Origin of the sequence: Streptomyces sp. NPDC057302 (genome assembly GCF_042667685.1) — a bacterium.
Classification (GTDB): domain Bacteria; phylum Actinomycetota; class Actinomycetes; order Streptomycetales; family Streptomycetaceae; genus Streptomyces.
The window spans coordinates 1-23,354 of record NZ_JBHUZJ010000079.1 but is presented as its reverse complement, the minus strand read 5'-3'; the positions used below and the strand labels follow the sequence as shown (position 1 = coordinate 23,354).

Annotated in this window: 20 protein-coding genes; 12 read left to right on the top strand and 8 right to left on the bottom strand. The window is 70.0% G+C overall.

Going from position 1 to position 23,354, the window contains the following annotated elements:
* Window positions 1-34: 34 nt before the first annotated feature.
* Window positions 35-880 (top strand): protein phosphatase 2C domain-containing protein, encoded by an 846-nt coding sequence (locus tag ACFUPX_RS36020; protein ID WP_383332429.1) that lies wholly within the window; start codon window positions 35-37, stop codon window positions 878-880.
* Between the two features lie 88 nt (window positions 881-968).
* On the opposite strand, the gene ACFUPX_RS36015 is transcribed toward ACFUPX_RS36020, so the two are convergent.
* Window positions 969-1,481, bottom strand: coding sequence for a MarR family winged helix-turn-helix transcriptional regulator (locus tag ACFUPX_RS36015; protein ID WP_383332427.1), 513 nt, complete (start codon window positions 1,479-1,481; stop codon window positions 969-971).
* A 276-nt stretch (window positions 1,482-1,757) separates the two neighbouring features.
* Between ACFUPX_RS36015 and ACFUPX_RS36010 the strand changes: the two genes are divergently transcribed.
* Window positions 1,758-2,600: a lysozyme gene (locus tag ACFUPX_RS36010; protein ID WP_383332425.1), complete on the top strand. Its 843-nt coding sequence runs from the start codon at window positions 1,758-1,760 to the stop codon at window positions 2,598-2,600.
* Between the two features lie 72 nt (window positions 2,601-2,672).
* Here the strand turns inward: ACFUPX_RS36010 and lon are convergent, their stop codons facing one another.
* On the bottom strand, window positions 2,673-5,102 hold the full coding sequence (gene lon / locus ACFUPX_RS36005) for an endopeptidase La (RefSeq protein ID WP_383332423.1): 2,430 nt from the start codon (window positions 5,100-5,102) through the stop codon (window positions 2,673-2,675).
* A gap of 89 nt (window positions 5,103-5,191) precedes the next feature.
* The gene (locus tag ACFUPX_RS36000; RefSeq protein ID WP_383332421.1) at window positions 5,192-5,980 is read right to left on the bottom strand and encodes a rhomboid-like protein; all 789 of its coding nucleotides are present in this window, start codon (window positions 5,978-5,980) and stop codon (window positions 5,192-5,194) included.
* A gap of 180 nt (window positions 5,981-6,160) precedes the next feature.
* Between ACFUPX_RS36000 and ACFUPX_RS35995 the strand changes: the two genes are divergently transcribed.
* From ACFUPX_RS35995 to ACFUPX_RS35975, 5 genes are all read left to right on the top strand, one after another.
* On the top strand, window positions 6,161-6,865 hold the full coding sequence (locus ACFUPX_RS35995; RefSeq protein WP_383332419.1) for a spermidine synthase: 705 nt from the start codon (window positions 6,161-6,163) through the stop codon (window positions 6,863-6,865).
* 65 nt (window positions 6,866-6,930) lie between these two features.
* Window positions 6,931-7,671 (top strand): response regulator transcription factor, encoded by a 741-nt coding sequence (locus ACFUPX_RS35990; RefSeq protein ID WP_249587795.1) that lies wholly within the window; start codon window positions 6,931-6,933, stop codon window positions 7,669-7,671.
* Between the two features lie 13 nt (window positions 7,672-7,684).
* Window positions 7,685-8,770: an ATP-binding protein gene (locus ACFUPX_RS35985; protein ID WP_383332417.1), complete on the top strand. Its 1,086-nt coding sequence runs from the start codon at window positions 7,685-7,687 to the stop codon at window positions 8,768-8,770.
* Window positions 8,771-9,029: 259 nt separating this feature from the next.
* Entirely contained in the window at window positions 9,030-12,839 is a 3,810-nt protein-coding gene (locus tag ACFUPX_RS35980) for a multifunctional oxoglutarate decarboxylase/oxoglutarate dehydrogenase thiamine pyrophosphate-binding subunit/dihydrolipoyllysine-residue succinyltransferase subunit (protein ID WP_383332415.1), read from the top strand.
* A 177-nt stretch (window positions 12,840-13,016) separates the two neighbouring features.
* Window positions 13,017-13,199 (top strand): DUF6104 family protein, encoded by a 183-nt coding sequence (locus tag ACFUPX_RS35975; protein WP_003961784.1) that lies wholly within the window; start codon window positions 13,017-13,019, stop codon window positions 13,197-13,199.
* Window positions 13,200-13,583: 384 nt separating this feature from the next.
* Here ACFUPX_RS35975 and ACFUPX_RS35970 read toward each other — a convergent pair whose 3' ends face one another.
* Window positions 13,584-14,435, bottom strand: a complete 852-nt coding sequence (locus ACFUPX_RS35970) for a hypothetical protein (RefSeq protein WP_383332413.1) — start codon at window positions 14,433-14,435, stop codon at window positions 13,584-13,586.
* A 233-nt stretch (window positions 14,436-14,668) separates the two neighbouring features.
* Between ACFUPX_RS35970 and ACFUPX_RS35965 the strand changes: the two genes are divergently transcribed.
* Entirely contained in the window at window positions 14,669-15,580 is a 912-nt protein-coding gene (locus ACFUPX_RS35965; protein WP_383332411.1) for a DUF4097 domain-containing protein, read from the top strand.
* A 1-nt stretch (window position 15,581) separates the two neighbouring features.
* Complete coding sequence (locus tag ACFUPX_RS35960; RefSeq protein WP_383332409.1) at window positions 15,582-16,655, top strand: helix-turn-helix transcriptional regulator; 1,074 nt, start codon at window positions 15,582-15,584, stop codon at window positions 16,653-16,655.
* 107 nt (window positions 16,656-16,762) lie between these two features.
* On the opposite strand, the gene ACFUPX_RS35955 is transcribed toward ACFUPX_RS35960, so the two are convergent.
* From ACFUPX_RS35955 to ACFUPX_RS35940, 4 genes are all read right to left on the bottom strand, one after another.
* On the bottom strand, window positions 16,763-17,326 hold the full coding sequence (locus ACFUPX_RS35955) for a Clp protease N-terminal domain-containing protein (protein ID WP_383332407.1): 564 nt from the start codon (window positions 17,324-17,326) through the stop codon (window positions 16,763-16,765).
* Window positions 17,326-17,535 (bottom strand): helix-turn-helix domain-containing protein, encoded by a 210-nt coding sequence (locus tag ACFUPX_RS35950; RefSeq protein ID WP_361833496.1) that lies wholly within the window; start codon window positions 17,533-17,535, stop codon window positions 17,326-17,328. Before ACFUPX_RS35950 ends, ACFUPX_RS35955 begins: the two co-directional genes overlap by 1 nt.
* Before the next feature lie 99 nt (window positions 17,536-17,634).
* Complete coding sequence (locus ACFUPX_RS35945) at window positions 17,635-18,600, bottom strand: zinc-binding dehydrogenase (protein WP_383332405.1); 966 nt, start codon at window positions 18,598-18,600, stop codon at window positions 17,635-17,637.
* A 193-nt stretch (window positions 18,601-18,793) separates the two neighbouring features.
* Window positions 18,794-20,008 carry an NADP-dependent malic enzyme gene (locus ACFUPX_RS35940; RefSeq protein ID WP_383332403.1) on the bottom strand — a complete coding sequence of 405 codons (1,215 nt, stop codon included), beginning with the start codon at window positions 20,006-20,008 and terminating at the stop codon, window positions 18,794-18,796.
* Window positions 20,009-20,604: 596 nt separating this feature from the next.
* Here ACFUPX_RS35940 and ACFUPX_RS35935 point away from each other — a divergent pair.
* From ACFUPX_RS35935 to ACFUPX_RS35925, 3 genes are read left to right on the top strand one after another with little or no spacing between them, the layout of a single operon-like run.
* Entirely contained in the window at window positions 20,605-21,567 is a 963-nt protein-coding gene (locus tag ACFUPX_RS35935; protein ID WP_383332401.1) for an ABC transporter substrate-binding protein, read from the top strand.
* A 35-nt stretch (window positions 21,568-21,602) separates the two neighbouring features.
* Window positions 21,603-22,541, top strand: coding sequence for an amino acid ABC transporter permease (locus ACFUPX_RS35930; protein WP_383332399.1), 939 nt, complete (start codon window positions 21,603-21,605; stop codon window positions 22,539-22,541).
* Window positions 22,541-23,305 carry an amino acid ABC transporter ATP-binding protein gene (locus tag ACFUPX_RS35925; RefSeq protein WP_383332397.1) on the top strand — a complete coding sequence of 255 codons (765 nt, stop codon included), beginning with the start codon at window positions 22,541-22,543 and terminating at the stop codon, window positions 23,303-23,305. Before ACFUPX_RS35930 ends, ACFUPX_RS35925 begins: the two co-directional genes overlap by 1 nt.
* Window positions 23,306-23,354 lie beyond the last annotated feature (49 nt).

The following is a 23,354-nucleotide window of genomic DNA, read 5'->3' as shown; positions in this document are numbered from 1 at the left end:
ACGGCCTTGTGAAGGCCTCGTGCAGACTGGCCGGATGCGTATCGAACTCGCCACCGAGCCCGGAGACCCCGCGCGCCCCAACGAGGACTATGCCGCGGTGACGCTTCCCGCAGCCGGACAAGGCGGATCGCTCGTCCTCCTGGACGGGGTGACCCCGCCCGCCGGGGACGACGGCTGTCTGCATTCCGTCCCCTGGTTCACGGCGCGACTCGGGGGCGCGCTGGGGGAACTGTCCGTTTCGCGGCGGGATATGACGCTCACGGAGATCCTCGCGGCGGCGATCGCGCGCACGGCGGACGCCCATGGTCAGACCTGTGACCTTTCTCACCCGCGCACGCCTCAGGCCACCGTGGTTCTGGTGCGTTGGGACGACGAACGGGTCGAACACCTCGTCCTTTCCGACTCCGCGCTCCTGGTGGCGGGCCCGGACGGCCAGGTCACGCCGGTGCTCGACGAGCGCCTCGCGGAACTGCCGCCGAGCATCCGCGCGATGCGTGACGGGGTCCGCGCGCTGCCGCGCGGCTCGGCCGAGCGGGAGATCGCGGGACGCGCGTACGGAGCCGCGGTCGAGGCCCTGCGCAACGCGGAGGACGGTTTCTTCACGGCGGCGGCCGACCCGTCGGCGGCGGCGCGGGCGGTCACCGGCACCTGGCCGCGCGCCGAGGTGACGGCGGTGGCGGCCCTGACGGACGGGGTCGGCCGCTGGGTCGAGACGTTCCGCGCGGGCGACTGGACGGAGTGCTTCGCACTGCTGCGCAAGGACGGGCCGCAGCGCCTGGTGGACCGGGTGCGGGAGCTGGAGCGCGCGGACCCGGAGGGATCGGTGTTCCCGCGGGGCAAGCGGCACGACGACGCGGCGGTGGTCTACGCGGAGTTGTGAACCGGGGGCCCGCCCGCCGAGCGCCTGAGCCCCGCGCACCTGAACCCCGCGCACCTCAGCCCCGCGCGCCCGTCCCTCGCGACGCCCCTCAGGACTCGGGCGACTCGTTCAGCTGATGCAGCAGGCGGGCCAGTTCCGCCACCTCCGCCCGGTCCCACCCGGAGAGCTTGCGCACGTACTGCTCCCTGCGCCCGGTGCGGACCTCGCGGAAGCGGCGGCCGCCCTCCTCCGTCAGGCGCACCAGCCAGGCCCGTCCGTCGGCGGGGTCGGGCTCGCGCGCGACAAGGCCGAGCTCCTCCAGGGCCCGCAGCTGACGGCTCATCGTCGCCTTGCCGACGCCGATGAACGCGGCGAGGTCCGTGGCCCGCTGCGGGCCCGAGTCGTCGAGGCAGACCAGCAGGCCGTACGCGGCGGGCTCCAGATCGGGGTGGACCTGGCGTGCCATCTCCCCGGACGAGGCACGCGCCCGGCGCAGGAGCAGCGTCAACTCCCGCTCCAGGGAGAGGAACTCACGGTCGACCAGCCTGTGCACACCCTCCCTGTTCACGTCGGTCACGTCGGCTCCCCCATCGCTTACGCCCTCGTGCACTTCAGCACCCATGGCACGCTTTCTTTCCGGATCGGACAAGTTTCCGCCCCGCACGGCGGCAGATGCCGGCGTCGGCCCATCGCCGCAGCTCGACCAGTATTTCGTAACGCCCTGTGGGGCCGTGCCGCGGACACCGCCGCAGGAGTAGACCAACGGCAGACATCGGACCCCCTTCCCAGCCACGGGTCTACGTGCGTAGCGTCGTACGTGACATGTTCACACCACGAATATGTCGACAGGTCCCCCCACGAGCTCCATCGAGCTCATTCGAGGCCTTCGGAGGCACGCATGCCCGTGCACAGACCCGGAACGCCCCGCCGCTCTCGCTGGTCGGCGGCCGCAGTCCTGCTCTCAGTCCTCTCCGCGCTCTCCCTCCTCCTCACACTGCCGGGCGCCGCACAGGCCGCCGGTGACGACGACGTTCCGGCCCGCGGCACCGCCCGCCTCGGCCAGGGCGTCATCGAGCACGACGGGCAGGGCAGTCTGCCGCCCGGTGGCGACGCCGTACAGACCGAGGGCGTCGACGTCAGCAGTCACCAGGGCAACGTCGCCTGGGCGACGCTCTGGAACAGCGGCGTGAAGTGGTCCTACGTGAAGGCCACCGAGGGGACGTACTACAAGAACCCCTACTTCGCCCAGCAGTACAACGGTTCGTACAACGTGGGCATGATCCGCGGCGCCTACCACTTCGCGACGCCCGACACGACGGGCGGCGCCGCCCAGGCCAACTACTTCGTGGACAACGGCGGCGGCTGGTCGCGCGACGGCAAGACGCTGCCGGGGGCGCTCGACATCGAGTGGAACCCGTACGGGGCGGCCTGCTTCGGCAAGTCGCAGTCCGCGATGGTCACCTGGATCCGTGACTTCCTGAACCAGTACAAGGCGCGCACCGGACGCCACGCGGTGATCTACACGGCCACCAGCTGGTGGAAGCAGTGCACCGGCAACTATGGCGGCTTCGCGGTCAACAACCCGCTCTGGATCGCCCGTTACAACACCTCTCCGGGCGAGCTGCCGGCCGGCTGGGGCGTCCAGACAATGTGGCAGTACACGTCGAGCGGCCCGACGGTCGGCGACCACAACAAGTTCAACGGCGCCCTGGACCGGGTCCAGGCGCTCGCCAACGGCTGAGTCCGCCCGCCGTGACGCAAGGGCCCGGAACCCCTCTCGGGGTCCCGGGCCCTTGGTCACCGGCCGCCTCCGTCACGCGGCGGCCGGAATCCTCACCTCGGCCTCGGTCAGGGCCAGTTCCAGCACCTGGCGGACGTCCGTCACCGGGTGGACGTCCAGCTTCTGAAGGATCTCCGCCGGGACGTCGTCCAGGTCGGCCTCGTTCCGCTTCGGGATGATCACCGTGGTGATCCCGGCACGGTGCGCGGCGAGCAGCTTCTGCTTGACGCCGCCGATCGGCAGGACGCGCCCGGTCAGCGAGACCTCACCGGTCATGGCCACGTCCGTACGGACGAGACGGCCGCTGAGCAGCGACGCGAGGGCGGTCGTCATGGTGACGCCCGCGCTCGGCCCGTCCTTGGGGACCGCGCCCGCCGGGAAGTGGATGTGCACGCCGCGTTCCTTCAGGTCGGCGACGGGCAGCTCCAGTTCGGCGCCGCGCGAGCGCAGGAAGGAGAGCGCGATCTGCGCGGACTCCTTCATCACGTCGCCGAGCTGACCGGTCAGGGTCAGTCCCGCCGCGCCGGTCTCCGGATCGGCGAGCGAGGCCTCGACGAACAGGACGTCGCCTCCCGCGCCGGTGACCGCGAGCCCGGTCGCCACGCCCGGCACCGCCGTGCGCCGCTCGGCCGGGTCCTGCGCCGACTCGGGCACGTGGTGCGGGCGCCCGATGAGGTCGCGCAGGTTGCCGTCGCCGACCGTGAACGGCAGCTCCTGCTCGCCCAGTTCGTGCTTGGCCGCGACCTTGCGGAGCAGCCGGGCTACGGACCGCTCCAGGTTCCGTACGCCCGCTTCCCGGGTGTACTCCCCCGCGAGCTTGCGCAGGGCGCTCTCGTCCAGGGTGACCTCGTCCGGCTGCAGGCCGGCCCGCTCCAGCTGGCGCGGGAGCAGGTGGTCGCGGGCGATGACGACCTTCTCGTCCTCGGTGTAGCCGTCGAGCCTGACCAGCTCCATGCGGTCGAGCAGCGCCTCGGGGATGGCCTCGATGACGTTGGCCGTGGCCAGGAACACCACGTCGCTCAGGTCGAGCTCGACCTCCAGGTAGTGGTCGCGGAACGTGTGGTTCTGCGCCGGGTCGAGGACTTCGAGGAGGGCGGCCGCCGGGTCGCCGCGGAAGTCGGAGCCCACCTTGTCGATCTCGTCGAGGAGCACGACCGGGTTCATGGACCCGGCCTCCTTGATGGCCCGCACGATGCGTCCGGGCAACGCCCCCACGTACGTACGGCGGTGTCCGCGGATCTCCGCCTCGTCGCGTACGCCGCCGAGCGCGACCCGCACGAACTTGCGGCCCATGGCGTGCGCGACGGACTCGCCGAGCGAGGTCTTGCCGACGCCGGGCGGACCGACGAGGGCGAGCACGGCGCCGCCGCGACGGCCGCCGACGACCCCGAGGCCGCGGTCGGCGCGGCGCTTGCGCACCGCGAGGTACTCGGTGATGCGCTCCTTCACGTCTTCCAGGCCCGCGTGCTCGGCGTCCAGGACGTTCTGGGCGCCCTTGATGTCGTACTGGTCCTCGGTCCGTTCGTTCCAGGGGAGTTCGAGGACGGTGTCCAGCCAGGTCCGGATCCAGGAGCCCTCGGGCGACTGGTCGCTGGAGCGCTCCAGCTTGTCGACTTCCTTGAGGGCGGCCTCGCGGACGTTCTCGGGGAGGTCGGCGGCCTCGACGCGGGTGCGGTAGTCGTCGGACTCCTCCGCTGCGTCCTTGCTGTCGCCGTTGATCTCGCGCAGCTCCTTGCGCACGGCGTCGAGCTGGCGGCGGAGGAGGAACTCGCGCTGCTGCTTGTCGACGCCTTCCTGTACGTCCTTGGCGATGGACTCGGCGACGTCCTGCTCGGCGAGGTGCTCGCGCAGCTGCTCGGTGGCGAGCTTCAGACGGGCCGCCGGGTCATCGGTCTCCAGGAGCTCGATCTTCTGCTGGGTGGAGAGGAAGGGGGAGTACCCGGAATTGTCGGCGAGCGCGGACACGTCGTCGATCTGCGTGACGCGGTCCACGACCTGCCAGGCGCCGCGCTTCTTCAGCCAGCTGGTGGCGAGCGCCTTGTACTCCTTGACCAGCTCGGCGACCGCGCCGGGCAGGGGATCGGGCACGGTCTCGTCGACCTTGACCCCCTCCACCCAGAGCGCGGCACCGGGACCGGTCGTGCCGGCGCCGATCCGCACCCGGGAACGGCCGCGGATGAGGGCGCCGGGGTCGCCGTCCGAGAGGCGGCCGACCTGCTCGACGGTGCCGATGACGCCGGTCGCGGCGTACGTGCCGTCGATGCGCGGAACAAGAAGGACCTGCGGCTTGCTGCTCCCGGTGGAGCGTGCGTCGGCCTGAGCGGCTTCCACGGCGGCGCGTACGTCGGTGTCGGACAGGTCGAACGGAACAACCATGCCGGGCAGGACAACCTCGTCGTCGAGCGGCAGCACGGGCAGCGTAAGTGGTGTGGACGCCTTTGACTCAGCAGACTCAGTAGTCATGATCTCCCCTTCGGCATTCAAGTTGAGCTATGTGGACTCAATGCTCGTGAGCCCATGAATGTTCCCCAGGGAGTGTTCGCTGTGAGCGATCAGTTCGACACGGGTCGGCGCCACCGCCGGACCAGCGGCCATGTGGCGACACCGATCGACAGCGCGAGCAGGTGGCCCCAGTTCGTCATCGGGTCCGTGAACGCGATCAGGTCGTCGACGAGCATGCCGCCGAACCCGGCGAGCACCAGCCACCGCAGCCACGGCGTGAACAGTCCGGCCAGCGCGCCGACGCTCGCCGCGACGCCGAAGCTGATGCCGTAGTCGAGGCGGTGCAGGGAGCTGTCGGGCAGCTGGCCCGCGAGGACCGAGAAGGCCACCGGGACCTCGGTCGCGAGGGTGGCCACGACATGGCCGAGCAGGAAGACGCCCGCCGTGCGCAGCGCCCCTATCCGGCGCTCCAGGGCCGTGAGGACCAGCAGGAAGCCGATCGCGTACGGCGAGGCGATGCCGCCCGCGATCCACAGGGCGCTGGCCACCAGGACGAGGAGCGGCTGCTGCGCCAGGTGCGCCACGTCGGTGCTGGAGTGCCGGTGCAGCGCCGAGATCAGGGACGGGTCCGCGTACTGCGCCAGGAGTGACGTCAGCGTGAGGACCGCGGCGTAGCCGAAGGTGAAGGGCGTACCCGTGGGGGTCGGCAGCAGGCGCCAGGGGCGCAGGCGGCCGAGACGGCCCAGGCGGCTCGCAGCGGGCGCGGATGCCGCGCCCGCCTCGTGTGCTTCCGGGAGGACAGGGCCCGGGCAGCGCTCCCGCTGGCGCGGGATGCCGTCGAGGCCGGGCGAGGTGATCTCCTCGGGCGCCGTGGTGGCAGCCGACGCACTCCGGTTCACGGTGAGGCGCTCCTTCCGTTCCGTCCACCCTTGGCCGCTATGTGGAGCGCTGTCCAACCATCCGGGCCACGTGTAGCGCGAATCACATCAACCTCGCAGGTCACACCTGCGTCCGCGTCGGCCGACGGCACACCCCGAGTCTCCCCACGAGGCCGCTCCCGCACTCATACGCTGGCAGCCATGCACACCCACACCACCGCCCCCGTCGTCATCGACCGGCGTGAGGGGCCGTACGGCGAAGTCGTACTGCGGCGCCATGGTGCGCTTCTGCAGATCATCGCCAATGGCTGTTTCCTCATGGACACTTCGGACGGCCGCTCGGAGCGGCTGCTCGTCGACGCGGCGTACGACGCGCTGGACGGCCGCCCGCGGCCGAGCCTCCTCCTGGGCGGCCTGGGCGTCGGTTTCTCCCTCGCCCACGCGGCGGCCGACCCGCGCTGGGGCCCCATCGCCGTCGTGGAGCGGGAGCGGGCCGTCGTCGACTGGCACTGCTCGGGGGCGGACGCGCCGCTGGCCGGGCTCTCCGGCGCCGCGCTCGCCGATCCGCGCACGGAGATCCTGCACACAGACCTCATGGCCTACCTCGGCGGCGCCGACCCCTCTCACGGCGCCCCGAAAACGTACGACGCGCTCTGTCTGGACATCGACAACGGACCGGACTGGACGGTGACCGAGGGCAACAACTCCCTCTATTCTCCCGCCGGTCTGGCGGCCTGTCAGGCTCGCCTCAACCCCGGCGGAGTGCTCGCCGTGTGGTCCGCACAACCCTCGTCCGCTTTCGACGACGCTCTACGGAATGCCGGGTTCCAGGCGGTACGGACGGAAGAGATCCCCGTTGCCCGAGGCGTACCCGACGTGGTTCATCTCGGTGTAAGGGCTGCGTAGCCGAGGTGCCTTCGCGACCCGTACTCTGCTGACCGAACACAAGCGATCAGTGTCAGGGGCGGGCGATGGAGCAGACACACACCTCCCAGAACGGTGCGACGGCGGCCATGCCGGGCGCCCAGCGCCGGGTTCTGGTGGTCGAGGACGACCCGACGATCGTCGACGCCATCGCCGCCCGGCTACGCGCCGAGGGTTTCGTAGTGCAAACGGCGGGAGACGGTCCTTCGGCGGTCGACACCGCACAGGCCTGGCAGCCGGATCTGCTGATCCTGGACATCATGCTGCCGGGCTTCGACGGGCTTGAAGTGTGCCGCCGGGTGCAGGCCCAGCGGCCGGTCCCCGTCCTCATGCTGACGGCACGCGACGACGAGACGGACATGCTGGTCGGGCTCGGTGTCGGCGCCGACGACTACATGACCAAGCCGTTCTCGATGCGGGAGCTCGCGGCCCGCGTGCACGTCCTGTTGCGCAGGGTCGAGCGGGCCGCGCTCGCCGCGACCACGCCGCGCAGCGGGATCCTGCGCCTGGGCGAGCTGGAGATCGACCACGCCCAGCGGCGGGTCAGGGTCCGCAGCGAGGACGTCCACCTGACGCCGACGGAGTTCGACCTGCTCGTCTGCCTGGCCAACACGCCGCGTGCGGTGCTCTCGCGCGAGCAGCTGCTCGCCGAGGTGTGGGACTGGGCGGACGCGTCGGGCACCCGGACCGTCGACAGCCACATCAAGGCCCTGCGCCGGAAGATCGGCGCCGAGCGGATCCGAACGGTGCACGGCGTCGGATACGCCCTGGAGACCCCGACCCCGTGAGGTGAGCCGTCCGATGACCGGTCCCTTCGGCGGGCTGCGGCCGTTCTCCATCAAGACCAAGCTCGGCACTCTGGTGGTCGTCTCGGTCTTCATCACCACAGGTCTGCTGATGGTGGCGATGAAGACGGAGACGGAGCTGCGCTTCATCACCGTCTTCTCGGTGATCGCCACGCTGCTGATCACGCAGTTCGTGGCGCACAGCCTCACCGCGCCCCTGGACGAGATGAACTCCGTGGCGCGCGCCGTCTCGCACGGCGACTACACGCGCCGGGTGCGCGGCGCCGACCGCCGCGACGAGCTGGGCGACGTGGCCACCACGATCAACCGCATGGCGGACGACCTGGAGGCCCAGGACCAGCAGCGCAAGGAGCTGGTCGCCAACGTCTCGCACGAGCTGCGCACGCCCATCGCGGCCCTTCGCGCGGTCCTGGAGAACGTCGTCGACGGAGTCTCCGCCGCCGACCCGGAGACCATGCGTACGGCCCTGAAGCAGACGGAGCGCCTCGGGCGGCTCGTGGAGACCCTGCTCGACCTCTCCCGCCTGGACAACGGCGTCGTACCGCTGCGGGCCCGCCGCTTCGAGGTGTGGCCCTATCTGTCGGGCGTCCTGAAGGAGGCCAACATGGTGGCCTCGGCCCGCGCGGGCATCGCGTCGGGCTCCGGCAGCCACACCCGCACGGACGTCCATCTGCACCTGGACGTCACGCCGCCCGAGCTGACCGCGCACGCGGACGCCGAGCGCCTGCACCAGGTCGTGGCCAACCTCATCGACAACGCGGTCAAGCACAGCCCGCCGCACGGCCGCGTCACCGTGCGCGCCCGGCGCGGCCTCTACCCCGAGTCCCTGGACCTGGAGGTCCTCGACGAGGGCCCCGGCATCCCGGAGTCGGAGTGGCACCGCGTCTTCGAGCGCTTCAACCGCGGCAGCCACGCCAATTCCACCCCGCACGGACCCGGCAGCGACGGCGGCACCGGTCTCGGGCTCGCCATCGCGCGCTGGGCGGTCGACATGCACGGCGGGCACATCGGCGTGGCCGAATCCCCTCGCGGCTGCCGCATCCAGGTCACTCTTCCGGGCCTGCCCGAAGTGCGAAGTTGACGTAGGGTTCGAAACGGAAGCGATTCGCGGGTGCATCTGAAGCGCGCCCGAGTGACGCCGCCGCGTCGGGCCGGGCCCGCGCGGCCATGTGGCGTTGCGGAACCCCGCTTGTTTCCCGCCATTTACAGCGCCGAAACCATCGATCCAGTGTGACTTACACGACGGATGACGGGGCCGGTCTGCACCTGACGGCGATGGAGGCGTAGCCTTTATTTCCGCTGTCCATCACCTTGTGAAGCGGAAGAGGGCGGTTACCGCCGTGTCGTCACAGTCCCCCAGTAGCTCGAGCATCTCGACCGACCAAGACGGGCAGGGCAAGAGCCCTGCCGCGGCCTTCGGTCCCAATGAGTGGCTCGTCGACGAGATCTATCAGCAGTACCTCCAGGACCCGAACTCGGTCGACCGAGCCTGGTGGGACTTCTTTGCCGACTACAAGCCAGGAGCGGGCGCATCACCTGCCGCCGCCCCGGCCAAGCCGGCGGGTGACGCAGCCGCGGGGGCTGCGGCCACCACGTCCCCCGCAGCTCCGGCCGCACCCGCGGCCGCTCCGGCCGCCCCCGCGGTTGCCGCAGCCCCTGCCGCGCCCGCAGCCCCGGCTGCGAAGCCCGCGGCAGCCGCTCCGGCCCCCGCCGCCAAGCCCGCGGCTGCGAAGCCCGCCGCCAAGGCGGAGCCCGCGGCAGCGTCGTCGGAGGCCCCGGCAGGACCCGAGTACGTGACGCTGCGCGGCCCCGCCGCCGCGGTCGCGAAGAACATGAACGCCTCGGTGGAGGTCCCGACGGCCACGTCGGTCCGCGCCGTTCCGGTGAAGCTGCTCTTCGACAACCGCATCGTCATCAACAACCACCTCAAGCGCGCCCGCGGCGGGAAGATCTCCTTCACGCACCTCATCGGGTACGCGATGGTGCAGGCCATCAAGGCCATGCCGTCGATGAACCACTCCTTCGTGCAGAAGGACGGCAAGCCGACGCTGGTCAAGCCGGAGCACATCAACTTCGGCCTCGCCATCGACCTCGTGAAGCCCAACGGAGACCGCCAGCTGGTCGTCGCGGGCATCAAGAAGGCCGAGACGCTGAACTTCTTCGAGTTCTGGCAGGCCTACGAGGACATCGTCCGCCGCGCACGCGACGGCAAGCTCGGCATGGACGACTTCACCGGTGTGACGGTCTCGCTGACCAACCCCGGTGGCCTCGGCACGGTCCACTCGGTCCCCCGCCTGATGCCCGGACAGTCGGTCATCATGGGCGTCGGCTCGATGGACTACCCCGCGGAGTTCCAGGGCACGTCCCAGGACACCCTGAACAAGCTCGGCATCTCGAAGGTCATGACGCTCACGTCGACCTACGACCACCGGGTCATCCAGGGCGCCGCCTCCGGCGAGTTCCTGCGGATCGTCGCGAACCTGCTGCTCGGCGAGGGCGAGTTCTACGACGAGATCTTCAAGGCGCTGCGCATTCCCTATGAGCCGGTCCGCTGGCTCAAGGACATCGACGCCTCGCACGACGACGACGTCACGAAGGCCGCCCGCGTCTTCGAGCTGATCCACTCCTACCGCGTCCGCGGCCACGTCATGGCCGACACGGACCCGCTGGAGTACAAGCAGCGCAAGCACCCCGACCTGGACATCACCGAGCACGGCCTCACCCTGTGGGACCTGGAGCGCGAGTTCGCGGTCGGCGGCTTCGCCGGCAAGTCGATGATGAAGCTGCGCGACGTCCTCGGCGTCCTGCGCGACTCGTACTGCCGCACCACCGGCATCGAGTTCATGCACATCCAGGACCCGAAGCAGCGCAAGTGGCTCCAGGACCGCATCGAGCGGACCCACGCCACGAAGCCCGAGCGCGAGGAGCAGCTGCGCATCCTGCGCCGGCTGAACGCCGCGGAGGCCTTCGAGACGTTCCTGCAGACGAAGTACGTCGGCCAGAAGCGCTTCTCCCTGGAGGGCGGCGAGTCCGTCATCCCGCTGCTCGACGCCGTCATCGACAGCGCCGCGGAGTCCCGCCTGGACGAGGTCGTCATCGGCATGGCCCACCGCGGCCGGCTGAACGTCCTCGCGAACATCGTGGGCAAGTCGTACGCCCAGATCTTCCGCGAGTTCGAGGGCAACATGGACCCCAAGTCCATGCACGGCTCCGGCGACGTGAAGTACCACCTGGGCGCCGAGGGCACCTTCACCGGCCTCGACGGCGAGCAGATCAAGGTCTCGCTCGCGGCGAACCCGTCCCACCTGGAGACGGTCGACCCGATCATCGAGGGCATCACCCGCGCCAAGCAGGACGTCATCAACAAGGGCGGCACGGACTTCACGGTCCTGCCGGTCGCCCTGCACGGTGACGCGGCCTTCGCGGGCCAGGGTGTGGTCGCCGAGACCCTCAACATGTCGCAGCTGCGGGGTTACCGCACCGGCGGCACGGTCCACATCGTCATCAACAACCAGGTCGGCTTCACCGCCGCCCCGGAGTCGTCGCGCTCCTCCATGTACGCCACCGACGTGGCCCGCATGATCGAGGCGCCGATCTTCCATGTGAACGGCGACGACCCCGAGGCCGTCGTGCGCATCGCGCGCCTCGCCTTCGAGTTCCGCCAGGCGTTCAACAAGGACGTGGTCATCGACCTCATCTGCTACCGCCGCCGCGGGCACAACGAGTCGGACAACCCGGCGTTCACGCAGCCGCTGATGTACGACCTGATCGACAAGAAGCGCTCGGTGCGCAAGCTCTACACCGAGTCCCTCATCGGTCGCGGCGACATCACCCTGGAGGAGGCCGAGCAGGCGCTCCAGGACTTCCAGGGGCAGCTGGAGAAGGTCTTCACGGAGGTCCGCGAGGCCATCTCGCAGCCCGCCGAGGCCGAGGTGCCCGCCGCGCAGGCCGAGTTCCCGGTGAAGATCGAAACGGCGATCACCCAGGAAGTCGTCAAGCGGATCGCCGAGTCCCAGGTCAACATCCCCGACCGGGTCACCGTCCACCCGCGTCTGCTGCCGCAGCTGCAGCGCCGCGCGTCGATGGTCGAGGAAGGCACGATCGACTGGGGCATGGGCGAGACCCTCGCCATCGGCTCGCTGCTTCTCGAGGGCACCCCGGTCCGCCTGTCGGGCCAGGACTCGCGCCGTGGCACGTTCGGTCAGCGTCACGCGGTCCTCATCGACCGTGAGACCGGCGAGGACTTCACGCCGCTCCTGTACCTCTCCGAGGACCAGGCCCGCTACAACGTCTACGACTCGCTGCTCTCCGAGTACGCGGTGATGGGCTTCGAGTACGGCTACTCGCTGGCCCGTCCCGAGTCCCTCGTCATGTGGGAAGCGCAGTTCGGTGACTTCGTCAACGGCGCGCAGACGGTGGTGGACGAGTACATCTCGGCCGCCGAGCAGAAGTGGAACCAGCACTCCGGCGTCACGCTGCTGCTGCCCCACGGCTACGAGGGCCAGGGACCGGACCACTCGTCCGCCCGTATCGAGCGCTTCCTCCAGCTGTGCGCGCAGAACAACATGACGGTCGCGATGCCGACCCTTCCGTCGAACTACTTCCACCTCCTGCGGTGGCAGGTGCACAACCCGCACCACAAGCCGCTGGTGGTCTTCACCCCGAAGTCGATGCTGCGCCTCAAGGCGGCGGCCTCGAAGACGGAGGAGTTCACGACGGGTGGCTTCCGCCCGGTCATCGGCGACGAGTCGGTCGAGGCGTCGGCGGTCCGCAAGGTCGTCTTCTGCTCCGGCAAGCTGTACTACGACCTCGAGGCCGAGCGGAAGAAGCGCGAGGTCAAGGACACCGCGATCATCCGCATCGAGCGCCTGTACCCGCTGCCGGGTGCCGAGCTCCAGGCGGAGATCGCGAAGTACCCGAACGCCGAGAAGTACCTGTGGGCGCAGGAGGAGCCGGCGAACCAGGGCGCATGGCCCTTCATCGCCCTCAACCTCATCGACCACCTGGACCTGGCGGTCGGCGCGGACATCCCGCACGGCGAGCGCCTGCGCCGCATCTCGCGGCCGCACGGCTCGTCCCCGGCGGTCGGTTCGAAGAAGCGCCACGAGCAGGAGCAGCAGCAGCTCCTGAACGAGGTCTTCGAAGCGTAGGTCCGAGCGGTTCGTTCACGCCGGTGGGCCCGGTCCCAGGTGCTTGTCACCCGGGGCCGGGCCCGTCGGCGTATCGGCTTATCCTGGAGGACCGAACACATCGTCATCGTTCGGCCCCTCCCATCCCTCACCACTCATCACTCACCACTCATCACTCGTCCGATCGCGGAGCCTGTCTTGTACTTCACCGACCGTGGCATCGAGGAGCTGGAGAAGCGGCGCGGCGAGGAGGAGGTCACCTTCGAGTGGCTCGCCGAGCAGCTCCGCACCTTCGTGGACCTCAACCCCGACTTCGAGGTCCCGGTCGAGCGCCTCGCCACCTGGCTGGCCCGGCTGGACGACGAGGACGAGGACGAGTAGGGCGCGCTACTTGAGGGGCGCCGGGGGCGGGAGCGGGGACGCGAACGGGAACGCGGACGGCTCGCGCCGCTGAGGCAGCGGCCGTGCCTGGGGCCGGTTGGGGGCCTCCCGCCCGGTGCTCGACGTACGTGACGGCGCAGGCGCAGGCGTCGGCGTCGGCGTCAGCGGGCGGCCTCCCGTCCGGCGCACGGCGCAGACGCCCACCAGGCCGGCCTCCGCCCGACCCGCCGCTGAGACAGCGGCCCCGCCTGGGGCCGGCCGGGGGCCTCCCGTCCGGCGCAGACACCTACCAGGCCGGCCTCCGCCCGGCGCCGGGAGGAGCGCCCCGGGCCGGCTCGCGGGGGCGGTCCGGCACCGGGAAAGCCCGGGAAGCCGTCAGCCCCGTCAGCCCCGCCCCGACCCGGCGTCAGCCGCCCGCACCCTGTCGTACGCGAATCCCAGCGAGCCGTGCACCATCAGGAGCGCCCCCGCCGCCGCCCATCCCCCGCTGCGCCGCCGCACGGCCCACGCCGCGAGCGGCAGACCCGCGGCCAGCTGCGCCACGGCCAGCGCGCGGGCCCGCGGGCCCCGCAGCCACGGACCGAGGCGTCCCCGCTCGACCACGTCCAGTTCCGCGCGTACCGCGTCGCGCCACCCCGACCACTCGACCTCCCGCACGCCCGGCACGACCCGGGCCACCGCGCGCAGCCGGTCCGCGGGCTCACCGGGGCCGAGGCCGGTCGGCAGTGCCACGCCCGCCCGTGTGAGGACGGCGAGCAGTCCAAGGAGCCGTGCGCGGGCGTCGGCCTCCGTGTCAGGGCGCCCCAGGGCCTCCAGGGACTGCAGGTCCAGGACCGGGTCGAGCCCGAGCCGCGCGGCGAAGGTGCGCAGCGCCTCGTCCTCGCCGACGGGCGTCCCGTTGGCCAGCCATACGTACTCGACGGTGCGCCGGAAGCCCGCCGCGAGGGTGCAGCCGGAGCGGTCGGAGTCCCACCACAGCGCGAGCACCGGCCAGGTCGACCCGACGGCGAGCGCGGTGGCCCACCCGGTGAGGACCCGGTCCACCGGTTCCTCACCGTGCACCCAGGGCTTCCCCTCGGGCACGAGGACGCTCCACTCGTACCCGGACCCGTGCCCCGCGGGAGCGAGCAGCATCCGTTCGCGCAACAGGCGGGCGGCGGGCTCGACCACGTCGGGTTCGGCCCGGCAGAGCAGCAGCGCACCCGCGGAGGCGTGCTCGAAAACTTCGGACGACATGGCCCCACGCTAGGTCAAAACGCCATATTCGGCGCAGAGAGGTGAGGGTGTCTTGACTTTCCGTTTCCGCGATATATCGTGTGTGTCAGAGACGCGATATGGCGCGTTGGGTCCCGGGCTTCCGGATCCTTCGGGCTCTCCCGTCCCGCCCGCCACTGCCCTGCACCGTCGTCCGGTCCGTTCCGGTTCCCGTTCCCGTTCCCGTTCCCCAGTCCGCCCGAGGAGGTGGCCCGATGTCAGAGTGGTCCGTCGCCGAGCCCCAGAAGCTCACGTTCGACGCCCCCGTGACGACACTCCATGTGCGCGTCGTCAACGGAACAGTGAACGTCGTGGGCACCGACGAAGTTTCCGCCCGCCTTGAGGTCTCCGAGATCGAGGGACCGCCGCTGACCGTCACGCAGTCGGACGGCACCCTGTCCGTCGCCTATGACGACCTGCCCTGGAAGGGCTTCCTCAAGTGGCTCGACCGCAAGGGCTGGCGACGCAACGCCGTGGTCTCCCTGGCCGTCCCCGCGGGCACCCGCGTCGAGATCGGCGTCGTCGGGGCGGGAGCCGTGGTCTCGGGGATCGAGGGGCGCACGGAGGTCAAGGGCGTCACCGGCGACACCACCCTCGTCGGCCTCTCGGGCCCGGTCCGCGCCGACACGGTCTCGGGCAGCATGGAGGCCCAGGGCATCACCGGCGACCTGCGGTTCAACTCGGTCTCCGGTGACCTGACCGTCTTCGAGGGCGCGGGCTCCTCCGTTCGGGCAGATTCGGTGAGCGGCTCGATGATCGTGGACATCGACCCGGCGGGCGCTCCGACCGACATCGGTCTGACGAGCGTCTCGGGCGAGATAGCGATCCGGCTGCCCCACCCCGCGGACGCGGACGTGGAGGCGAACACGACGAGCGGCGCGGTGTCCAACGCGTTCGAGGACCTGCGGGTCAGCGGCCAGTGGGGGGCGAAGAAGATCACCGGCCGTCTGGGCGCGGGCAGCGGAAAGCTGCGGGCGACGACGGTCTCGGGCTCCATCGCACTGCTGCGCAGGCCGCCCACGGAGGAAGATCCCTACGACGAGGCCCCGCCGACCGTCCCCCCGGCGGACGCGACGGACACTGCTCCGGCCGACGACGCCGCCCCGACCGACAAGAAGGTGCTCTGAGATGGCCCCCGTGTTCGCCCACGGCCGACTGCGCCTGTACCTGCTGAAGCTCCTCGACGAAGCCCCGCGCCACGGCTACGAGGTGATCCGTCTCCTGGAGGAGCGCTTCCAGGGGCTGTACGCACCTTCGGCGGGGACGGTCTACCCGCGCCTGGCGAAGCTGGAGGCCGAGGGCCTGGTCACGCACACCACGGAAGGCGGCCGGAAGGTGTACGCCATCACGGACGCGGGCCGCGCCGAACTGGCCGACCGCAGCGGTGAGCTGGCCGACCTGGAGCTGGAGATCCGCGATTCCGTCGCCGAGCTCGCCGCCGAGATCCGGGACGGCGTGCGGGGCGCGGCAGGTGAGCTCCGCCGCGAGATGCGGGAGGCGGCCAAGGAGGCCCGCGCGTCCGGCGGCAGGCCCGAGGGCAAGAGCGGACCCGGCTCCGGCTCCGCCAAGCCCTTCCCCGACCCCGCGGACTTCTTCGACGGCTCCTGGGGCGACAAGGAGGGCTGGCGCCAGGCCAAGGAGGAGTTCAAGCGCGCCAAGCAGGAGTGGAAGGAGCAGGCGCGGCGGGCGAAGGACGAGACCCGCAGGGCCCGCGAGGACGCCCAGCGCGCCCGCCGCCAGGCCCAGGACGCGCAGGAGAGCGCCCGCGCCCAGGTGCAGGAGGAGGTGCAGCGCATCGCGCGGCACGTCCAGGACCAGGTGCAGGACCACTTCACGCGGGGCGACTGGCCGACGGGGGTCCGTGAGGGCCTGACGGAACTGGCCAAGGAGTTCGGCGAGTTCGGCAAGAACGCGGGCAAGGACTTCGGCCGCCAGGGCGCGCGGTCCAGCGCCGAGGAGCCGAAGTTCACGGGCGCCCGCGAGGACGAGGTCCCCACGGAGTACGTTCCGGACTGGTCCCAGGAGGACACCACCGGCAATCCGGCACGTGACCTGGACCGCCTCCTGGACCGCTTCCGCGACGACATCCGCGACGCGGCCCGGGACCGCGGCGTAACGGAGGACCAACTCCGCGACGCCCGCCACCACTTGTCCTCGGCGGCAGCCCACATCGCAGCAACACTGCACACCCCAAAGCCCTAACCCAGCCGACCACCCAGGCCACCCGAGCCGCCCCGACCACCCGAACGACTCAGGCCACCCGCACCACCGGTCCCGCCCCACCCGCACCGCCGCGTAAGCCCACGGACCTACGCGGCGCCCTCGCCGTACAGCACCCTCTCCACCGACTCGTGGGTCACGCCGTGGTCCGCGAGGACCTCGGCGACGGGGCCGGGGCGGACCGTCAGGGCGAACAGGATGTGTTCGTCGCCGATGTGCCGGTCCCGGCGGGCGGTGGCGATGCGCAGGGACTTCTCCAGGGTGTCCTTGGCCTCGCGGGTGAAGGGGCGGTGGCCGGTCCAGCCCCGGCCGGAGCGACCCGCCTTGCGTCCGCCGGCCAACGCGCCCACGCCATGGGCCTCCTCGACCCGCGAGACGATCTCGGACACGTCGATACCGAGCCCGGCCAGCGCCTCCGTGTCTGCCTGCGAGAGACCCCCGCGGCGCCTCGCCTCGCCCAGCGCGTCCTCGATGGAATCGCGGCGGCGCGTGGCCCCGAGCGAGGCCAGGGCGAAGGACGCCCGGCTCGCCTCGCGGTCGAGCAGGGCGAGCAGCATGTGCCCGTCGTCGACGGAATCCGCGCCCTCGCCCTCGGCATGCACGACCGCACCCTTGACCACGGCGCGGGCGTCCTTAGTGAACCGCTCGAACATCACTGCCTCCCGTACTTCTTGTGCACGGCCTGCCTGCTCACTCCGAGCTCCGCGGCGATCCCCTGCCACGACCAGCCCTGCCGGCGCGCACTGCGCACCTGCACGGCCTCCAACTGCTCCACCAGCCTCCGCAGTGCGGAGACGGCCCGCAGTCCGACTCGTGGGTCACGGTCACCCGCACGCTCGGCGAGATCCGTAGCTTCGGTCATGCACGTCAACTTACGTTGACAGGGAGCGGATGTCAATCAAAGTTGACATCCGTGAGGTGAGAACGGCGGTCGACGGCCGGCGGTCGACCGCCGGCTGCATCATCCGACCTCGAGCACGATCTTCCCGAACTGCTCGCCGGACTCCATGCGCTCGAAGCCCTCGCGCGCCCGGTCGAGGGGCAGCACCTCGTCGATGACGGGACGTACGCCCGTGGCGGCGCAGAAGGAGAGCAGGTCCTCCAGTTCGTCCTTGGACCCCATCGTCGAGCCGACGATCTTCAGCTCCAGGAAGAACACCCGCGTCAGCTCCGCGTGCGAGGGCCGGTCACCGCTGGTCGCGCCCGAGATGACCAGAGTGCCGCCGGGCTTGAGCGACTTGACGGAGTGCGACCACGTCGCGGCCCCCACCGTCTCGATGACGGCGTCCACCCGCTGCGGCAGGCGCGCACCGGACTCCACGGCCTCCACCGCGCCCAGCTCAAGGGCCCGCTTCCGCTTGGCCTCGTCGCGGCTCGTGGCGAAGACCCGGAGCCCCGCGGCCTTGCCGAGCACGATCGCGGCCGTGGCGACGCCGCCACCGGCGCCCTGGACGAGCACCGAATCCCCCGGGCGCACACCGGCGTTGGTGAAGAGCATGCGGTAGGCGGTGAGCCACGCGGTCGGCAGGCAGGCCGCCTCGGCGAACGACAGCTCCTTGGGCTTCGGCAGCAGATTCCACGTGGGCACGGAGACCTGCTCGGCGAACGTCCCCTGGTACTTCTCGGTGAGGATCGAGCGGCCCTCGTCGGGGCCGACCCCGTACCCGGTCTGGCCGATGACGGAGTGCAGGACGACCTCGTTGCCGTGCTCGTCGATCCCCGCGGCGTCACAGCCGAGGATCATCGGCAGCTTCTCCTCGGGGAGACCGACCCCGCGCAGGGACCACAGGTCATGGTGGTTGAGGGAGGCGGCCCGGACATTCACGGTCGACCAGCCGGGCCTGGCGTCGGGGGCGGGACGCTCTCCCAACTCAAGGCCACTGAGCGGCTGGTCACGGTCGATGCGGGCGGCGTAGGCGGCGAACATGAGGCAGACGATAGGCGGGCGCCCTACCCGTACGTAACCGCAAGCGCCTGTGACACACCCCGCACCGGCCCCCTGCCGGCAGCCGCCGACGGCGAGACCCCAAAACAGGAGACGCCCACCCGTTCAAGAGACTGAAACGGGTGGGCGGGCGGGAAACGCATGGGCCCCGCCACAACGTGACGGGGCCCAGAGGTCAACGGCGAGCCACGCCTTCCGCCCGAGCGGCCGCCGCAACAGCCGCGGTCACGGCCGGCGCGACCCTCTCGTCGAACGGCGACGGAATCACGTAATCGGCGGACAGCTCCTCGCCCACCACGCCGGCCAGCGCCTCAGCCGCCGCGATCTTCATCGTCTCGGTGATCCGCGAGGCCCGCACCTGCAGCGCGCCCGCGAAAATGCCGGGGAAGGCGAGCACGTTGTTGATCTGGTTCGGGTAGTCCGAACGCCCCGTCGCGACGACAGCCGCGTACTTGTGGGCGATGTCCGGATGCACCTCGGGGTTCGGGTTGGCCATGGCGAACACGAACGAGTTCGGCGCCATGGAGGCGACCGCGGGCTCGGGGACGGTGCCGCCCGAGACGCCGATGAACACGTCCGCACCCGCGAGGGCGCTCTCCAGCGAACCGCTGAGCCCCGCCTTGTTGGTGATCTCCGCGAGCTCACGCTTGACCGGGGTGAGGTCGTCCCGGTCCCGGCTCACGACGCCCTTGCGGTCCGCGACCGCCACATCGCCCAGGCCCGCCTCGAGCAGGAACTTGGCGATGGCGACCCCGGCCGCACCCGCGCCGGAGATCACGGCACGCAGCTCGCCGAGCGTGCGCCCGGTCAGCCGCGCCGCGTTGCGCAGCGCGGCGAGCGTCACGACCGCCGTGCCGTGCTGGTCGTCGTGGAAGACCGGAATGTCGAGCCGCTCCTGGAGCTTGCGCTCGATCTCGAAGCAGCGCGGGGCCGAGATGTCCTCGAGGTTGACGCCGCCGAAGGACGGCGCGAGCCGCACCACGGTCTCGACGATCTCGTCCGCGTCCGTCGTCGCGAGCGCGATCGGAACCGCGTCCACGCCGCCGAACTGCTTGAACAGAATGGCCTTGCCCTCCATCACGGGGAGGGAGGCCTCGGGACCGATGTCACCGAGACCGAGCACGGCCGTGCCGTCGGTGACCACGGCCACGACGTTCGACTTCCATGTGTAGTCGTTCACCAGCTCCGGCTGCTCGGCGATCGCGGTGCACACTTTCGCGACGCCAGGCGTGTACGCCAGGGACAGGTCGTCCTTGTCCCGCACCGGCACGGTGGCCTGCACGGCCATCTTGCCGCCACGGTGCAGCGCGAACGCCGGATCGAAGGGCTCTTCAGCGCCTTCGTGACCCGTATTGCTGTCGCTGCGAGGATTGACGATCTCCGCTGCCACTTGTCTTACCCCTTAAGTCTTAAATCATCAGTTGAGGGTGTCCACTCCTGGTTGAGAAGTGGGCGGGCACCGCGTCTGTTCCCCGCCTGTCGGCGGAGGGAGGTACAGACACGCGAGCGCGCCGCACACGCGCTCCGAGCCCCGGATGAGGGGTGTAACGAACCTTTCTACCTGACGGCGCCGGGCACGGGCGAGTGGGATTGGTTACCTGAGGTGCCCATGGTCCTTGTAGTGATCCCACAAGAGGTCGACGCGAGGTGGAGCGCGAGTCGAACATCTGCCGAGGACGAGCCGACCAGGGGCGGACGAGGGGCCCATGCCCGAATTTTCCGAAGAGGGGACGCAGCGGGTCCACATCGCGAGATTCACCCGAGATTTACCGAAGATCTCACATAGCGGTACTTCGTTCCCGACCGGTACGGCCCGGTTGTCCCAACCTGTCTGGGTGCCGCGATCACCCGTTATCCGATTTTGACATCTCTGGCACCCAGAATCGGACGGTCCGAATGGCAAGATGCCGTCATCACACGAGCTCGCGACACCCGAAGGTGTGTGCACGATCGCTCGGCAACTCCCTCATCCGCCGGAGGACCCTCATGACCGCACGCTTCATCTGTCGTACCACCGCCGGTAAGTCCGCGAAGTCCCGGATGGCCACGGTCGGCGCGATCGCGGTCGCCGGCGCGCTGCTGCTGACCGGCTGCGGTGACCAGACCAAGAGCAAGGACGAGGGCAGCGGCAAGGTGAGCAACGCACCGCTCGCCGACAAGCTGCCCAAGGACATCCAGGACGCCGGAGTCATCAAGGTCGGCTCGGACATCGCGTACCCGCCCGTCGAGTTCAAGGACAAGTCCGGCAAGACCGTCGGCATCGACCCCGACCTCGGCGACGCCCTCGGCAAGCAGCTCGGCGTGGAGTTCCAGTTCGACAACGGCACCTTCGACACCCTGCTCGGCGGCCTGCGCTCCAAGCGCTACGACCTCGCGATGTCGGCCATGACCGACACCAAGAACCGCCAGGAAGGCGTCGACGAGGAGACCGGCAAGAAGATCGGCACCGGCGTCGACTTCGTCGACTACTTCACGGCGGGCGTCTCGATCTACACCAAGAAGGGCGACGACCAGTCCATCAAGACCTGGGCGGACCTCTGCGGCAAGAAGATCGTCGTCCAGCGCGGCACCGTCTCGCACGACCTGGCCAAGGCCGAGTCGAAGAAGTGCAAGAGCGGCAAGAAGATCGCCATCGAGTCCTTCGACAACGACCAGCAGGCCCAGACCCGACTGCGCTCCGGCGGCGCGGACGCGGGCTCGTCCGACTTCCCGGTCGCCGCGTACGCGGTGAAGACCTCGGGCGGCGGCAAGGACTTCGAGCTGGTCGGCGAGCAGGTCGAGGCCGCTCCGTACGGCATCGCGATCTCCAAGAAGAACACCGAGCTGCGTGACGCGATCAAGGCCGCGCTCGACGCGATCATCAAGAACGGCGAGTACGACAAGATCATCGCGAAGTGGGGCGTCGAGGACGGCGCGGTCAAGGAAGCCCAGATCAACGGCGGCAAGTGACCGCGTAACCGTCTCGCCGCTGAAAGGCCACTCCCGTGACTACCGACATCACCAAGAAGGGACCGGAGGACACACCCCCGTCCTCCCGTCCCGAGGCCATCAAGGCCATCCCGGTCCGGCACTACGGCCGGTATGTCGCCGCGCTCCTCGCCATCGGAGCGCTCGCGGCGATCGTCTACGCGTTCTCCCAGGGCGACATCAACTGGAACGCGATTCCTGACAACTTCTTCGACGACCGCATCCTGCGGGGCGTCCGGGAGACCCTGATCCTGACCGTCCTGTCGATGCTCATCGGCGTGGTCGGCGGCGTCCTGCTCTCCGTGATGCGGATGTCGAGGAACCCGGTCACCTCGTCGATCGCCTGGTTCTACATCTGGTTCTTCCGGGGTACGCCGGTCCTGGTCCAGCTCTTCGTCTGGTTCAACCTCGGCTTCGTCTTCGACTACGTGAACCTCGGCCCGCTCTACAAGGACGAGTGGTCGGACTTCATGACGCCGTTCCTGACGGCGCTGCTCGGCCTGGGCCTGAACGAGGCCGCGTACATGGCGGAGATCTGCCGCGCCGGTCTGCTCTCGGTCGACGAGGGCCAGACCGAGGCGTCGCACGCGCTCGGCATGAGCCACGGCAAGACGCTGCGCCGGATCGTGCTGCCGCAGGCGATGCGCGTGGTCGTGCCGCCGACGGGCAACGAAGTCATCAACATGCTGAAGACGACCTCGCTGGTCGCGGCGGTCCAGTACTACGAACTCCTGCGGTACGCCCAGGACATCGGCACGTCGTCCGGCGCGACGGTGGAGACCCTGCTGCTCGCCGCGTGCTGGTACCTGATCATGACGTCGATCCTCAGCGTCGGCCAGTACTACCTGGAGCGTTACTACTCGCGCGGTTCGTCGCGCACCCTGCCGAACACGCCGTTCCAGAAGATCAAGGCGAACATGCTGTCGCTGGGTAACCGCTCGGGAGTTGGTCACTGATGACGACCGCCATGGTGAAGTCCGAAGGCGTCCACAAGTCCTTCGGCAACGTCGAGGTCCTCAAGGGCATCGACCTGGAGGTCAAGTCGGGCGAGGTCTTCTGCCTCATCGGCCCGTCAGGATCCGGCAAGTCGACGTTCCTGCGCTGCATCAACCACCTGGAGAAGATCAACGCCGGGCGGCTCTACGTGGACGGGGAGCTGGTCGGTTACCGGCAGAAGGGGGACAAGCTGTTCGAGCTCAAGGACAGCGAAGTCGCCCTCAAGCGCCGGGACATCGGCATGGTCTTCCAGCGCTTCAACCTCTTCCCGCACCTGACGGCCCTCGAGAACATCATGGAGGCGCCGGTCCAGGTCAAGGGCGAGGCGAAGTCGGCGGCGAAGGCGCGCGCCGAGCAGCTCCTGGAGCGGGTCGGTCTCGCCGACAAGGCGAAGAACTACCCCTCGCAGCTGTCGGGCGGCCAGCAGCAGCGGGTGGCCATCGCCCGCGCGCTCGCGATGGAGCCGAAGCTGATGCTCTTCGACGAGCCGACGTCGGCGCTCGACCCGGAGCTGGTGGGCGACGTACTCGACGTGATGCGCGATCTCGCGGAGTCCGGCATGACGATGATCGTCGTCACGCACGAGATGGGCTTCGCGCGCGAGGTCGGCGACAGCCTCGTCTTCATGGACGAGGGCGTGGTGGTCGAGTCCGGCCACCCGCGTGACGTCCTGACGAACCCGCAGCACGAGCGGACGCAGTCGTTCCTCTCCAAGGTGCTGTAACGCGTACATCAGCAACGCGAAGGGGCGGTACGGATCCAGGATCCGTACC

Coding starts and splice junctions, on each gene's coding strand:
- ACFUPX_RS36020 (WP_383332429.1), top strand. CDS start 35: ATGCGTATCGAACTCGCCACCGAGCCCGGAGACCCCGCGCGCCCCAAC.
- ACFUPX_RS36015 (WP_383332427.1), bottom strand. CDS start 1,481: ATGGGTGCTGAAGTGCACGAGGGCGTAAGCGATGGGGGAGCCGACGTG.
- ACFUPX_RS36010 (WP_383332425.1), top strand. CDS start 1,758: ATGCCCGTGCACAGACCCGGAACGCCCCGCCGCTCTCGCTGGTCGGCG.
- lon (WP_383332423.1), bottom strand. CDS start 5,102: ATGACTACTGAGTCTGCTGAGTCAAAGGCGTCCACACCACTTACGCTG.
- ACFUPX_RS35995 (WP_383332419.1), top strand. CDS start 6,161: ATGCACACCCACACCACCGCCCCCGTCGTCATCGACCGGCGTGAGGGG.
- ACFUPX_RS35990 (WP_249587795.1), top strand. CDS start 6,931: ATGGAGCAGACACACACCTCCCAGAACGGTGCGACGGCGGCCATGCCG.
- ACFUPX_RS35985 (WP_383332417.1), top strand. CDS start 7,685: ATGACCGGTCCCTTCGGCGGGCTGCGGCCGTTCTCCATCAAGACCAAG.
- ACFUPX_RS35970 (WP_383332413.1), bottom strand. CDS start 14,435: ATGTCGTCCGAAGTTTTCGAGCACGCCTCCGCGGGTGCGCTGCTGCTC.
- ACFUPX_RS35965 (WP_383332411.1), top strand. CDS start 14,669: ATGTCAGAGTGGTCCGTCGCCGAGCCCCAGAAGCTCACGTTCGACGCC.
- ACFUPX_RS35960 (WP_383332409.1), top strand. CDS start 15,582: ATGGCCCCCGTGTTCGCCCACGGCCGACTGCGCCTGTACCTGCTGAAG.
- ACFUPX_RS35955 (WP_383332407.1), bottom strand. CDS start 17,326: ATGTTCGAGCGGTTCACTAAGGACGCCCGCGCCGTGGTCAAGGGTGCG.
- ACFUPX_RS35950 (WP_361833496.1), bottom strand. CDS start 17,535: ATGACCGAAGCTACGGATCTCGCCGAGCGTGCGGGTGACCGTGACCCA.
- ACFUPX_RS35945 (WP_383332405.1), bottom strand. CDS start 18,600: ATGTTCGCCGCCTACGCCGCCCGCATCGACCGTGACCAGCCGCTCAGT.
- ACFUPX_RS35935 (WP_383332401.1), top strand. CDS start 20,605: ATGACCGCACGCTTCATCTGTCGTACCACCGCCGGTAAGTCCGCGAAG.
- ACFUPX_RS35925 (WP_383332397.1), top strand. CDS start 22,541: ATGACGACCGCCATGGTGAAGTCCGAAGGCGTCCACAAGTCCTTCGGC.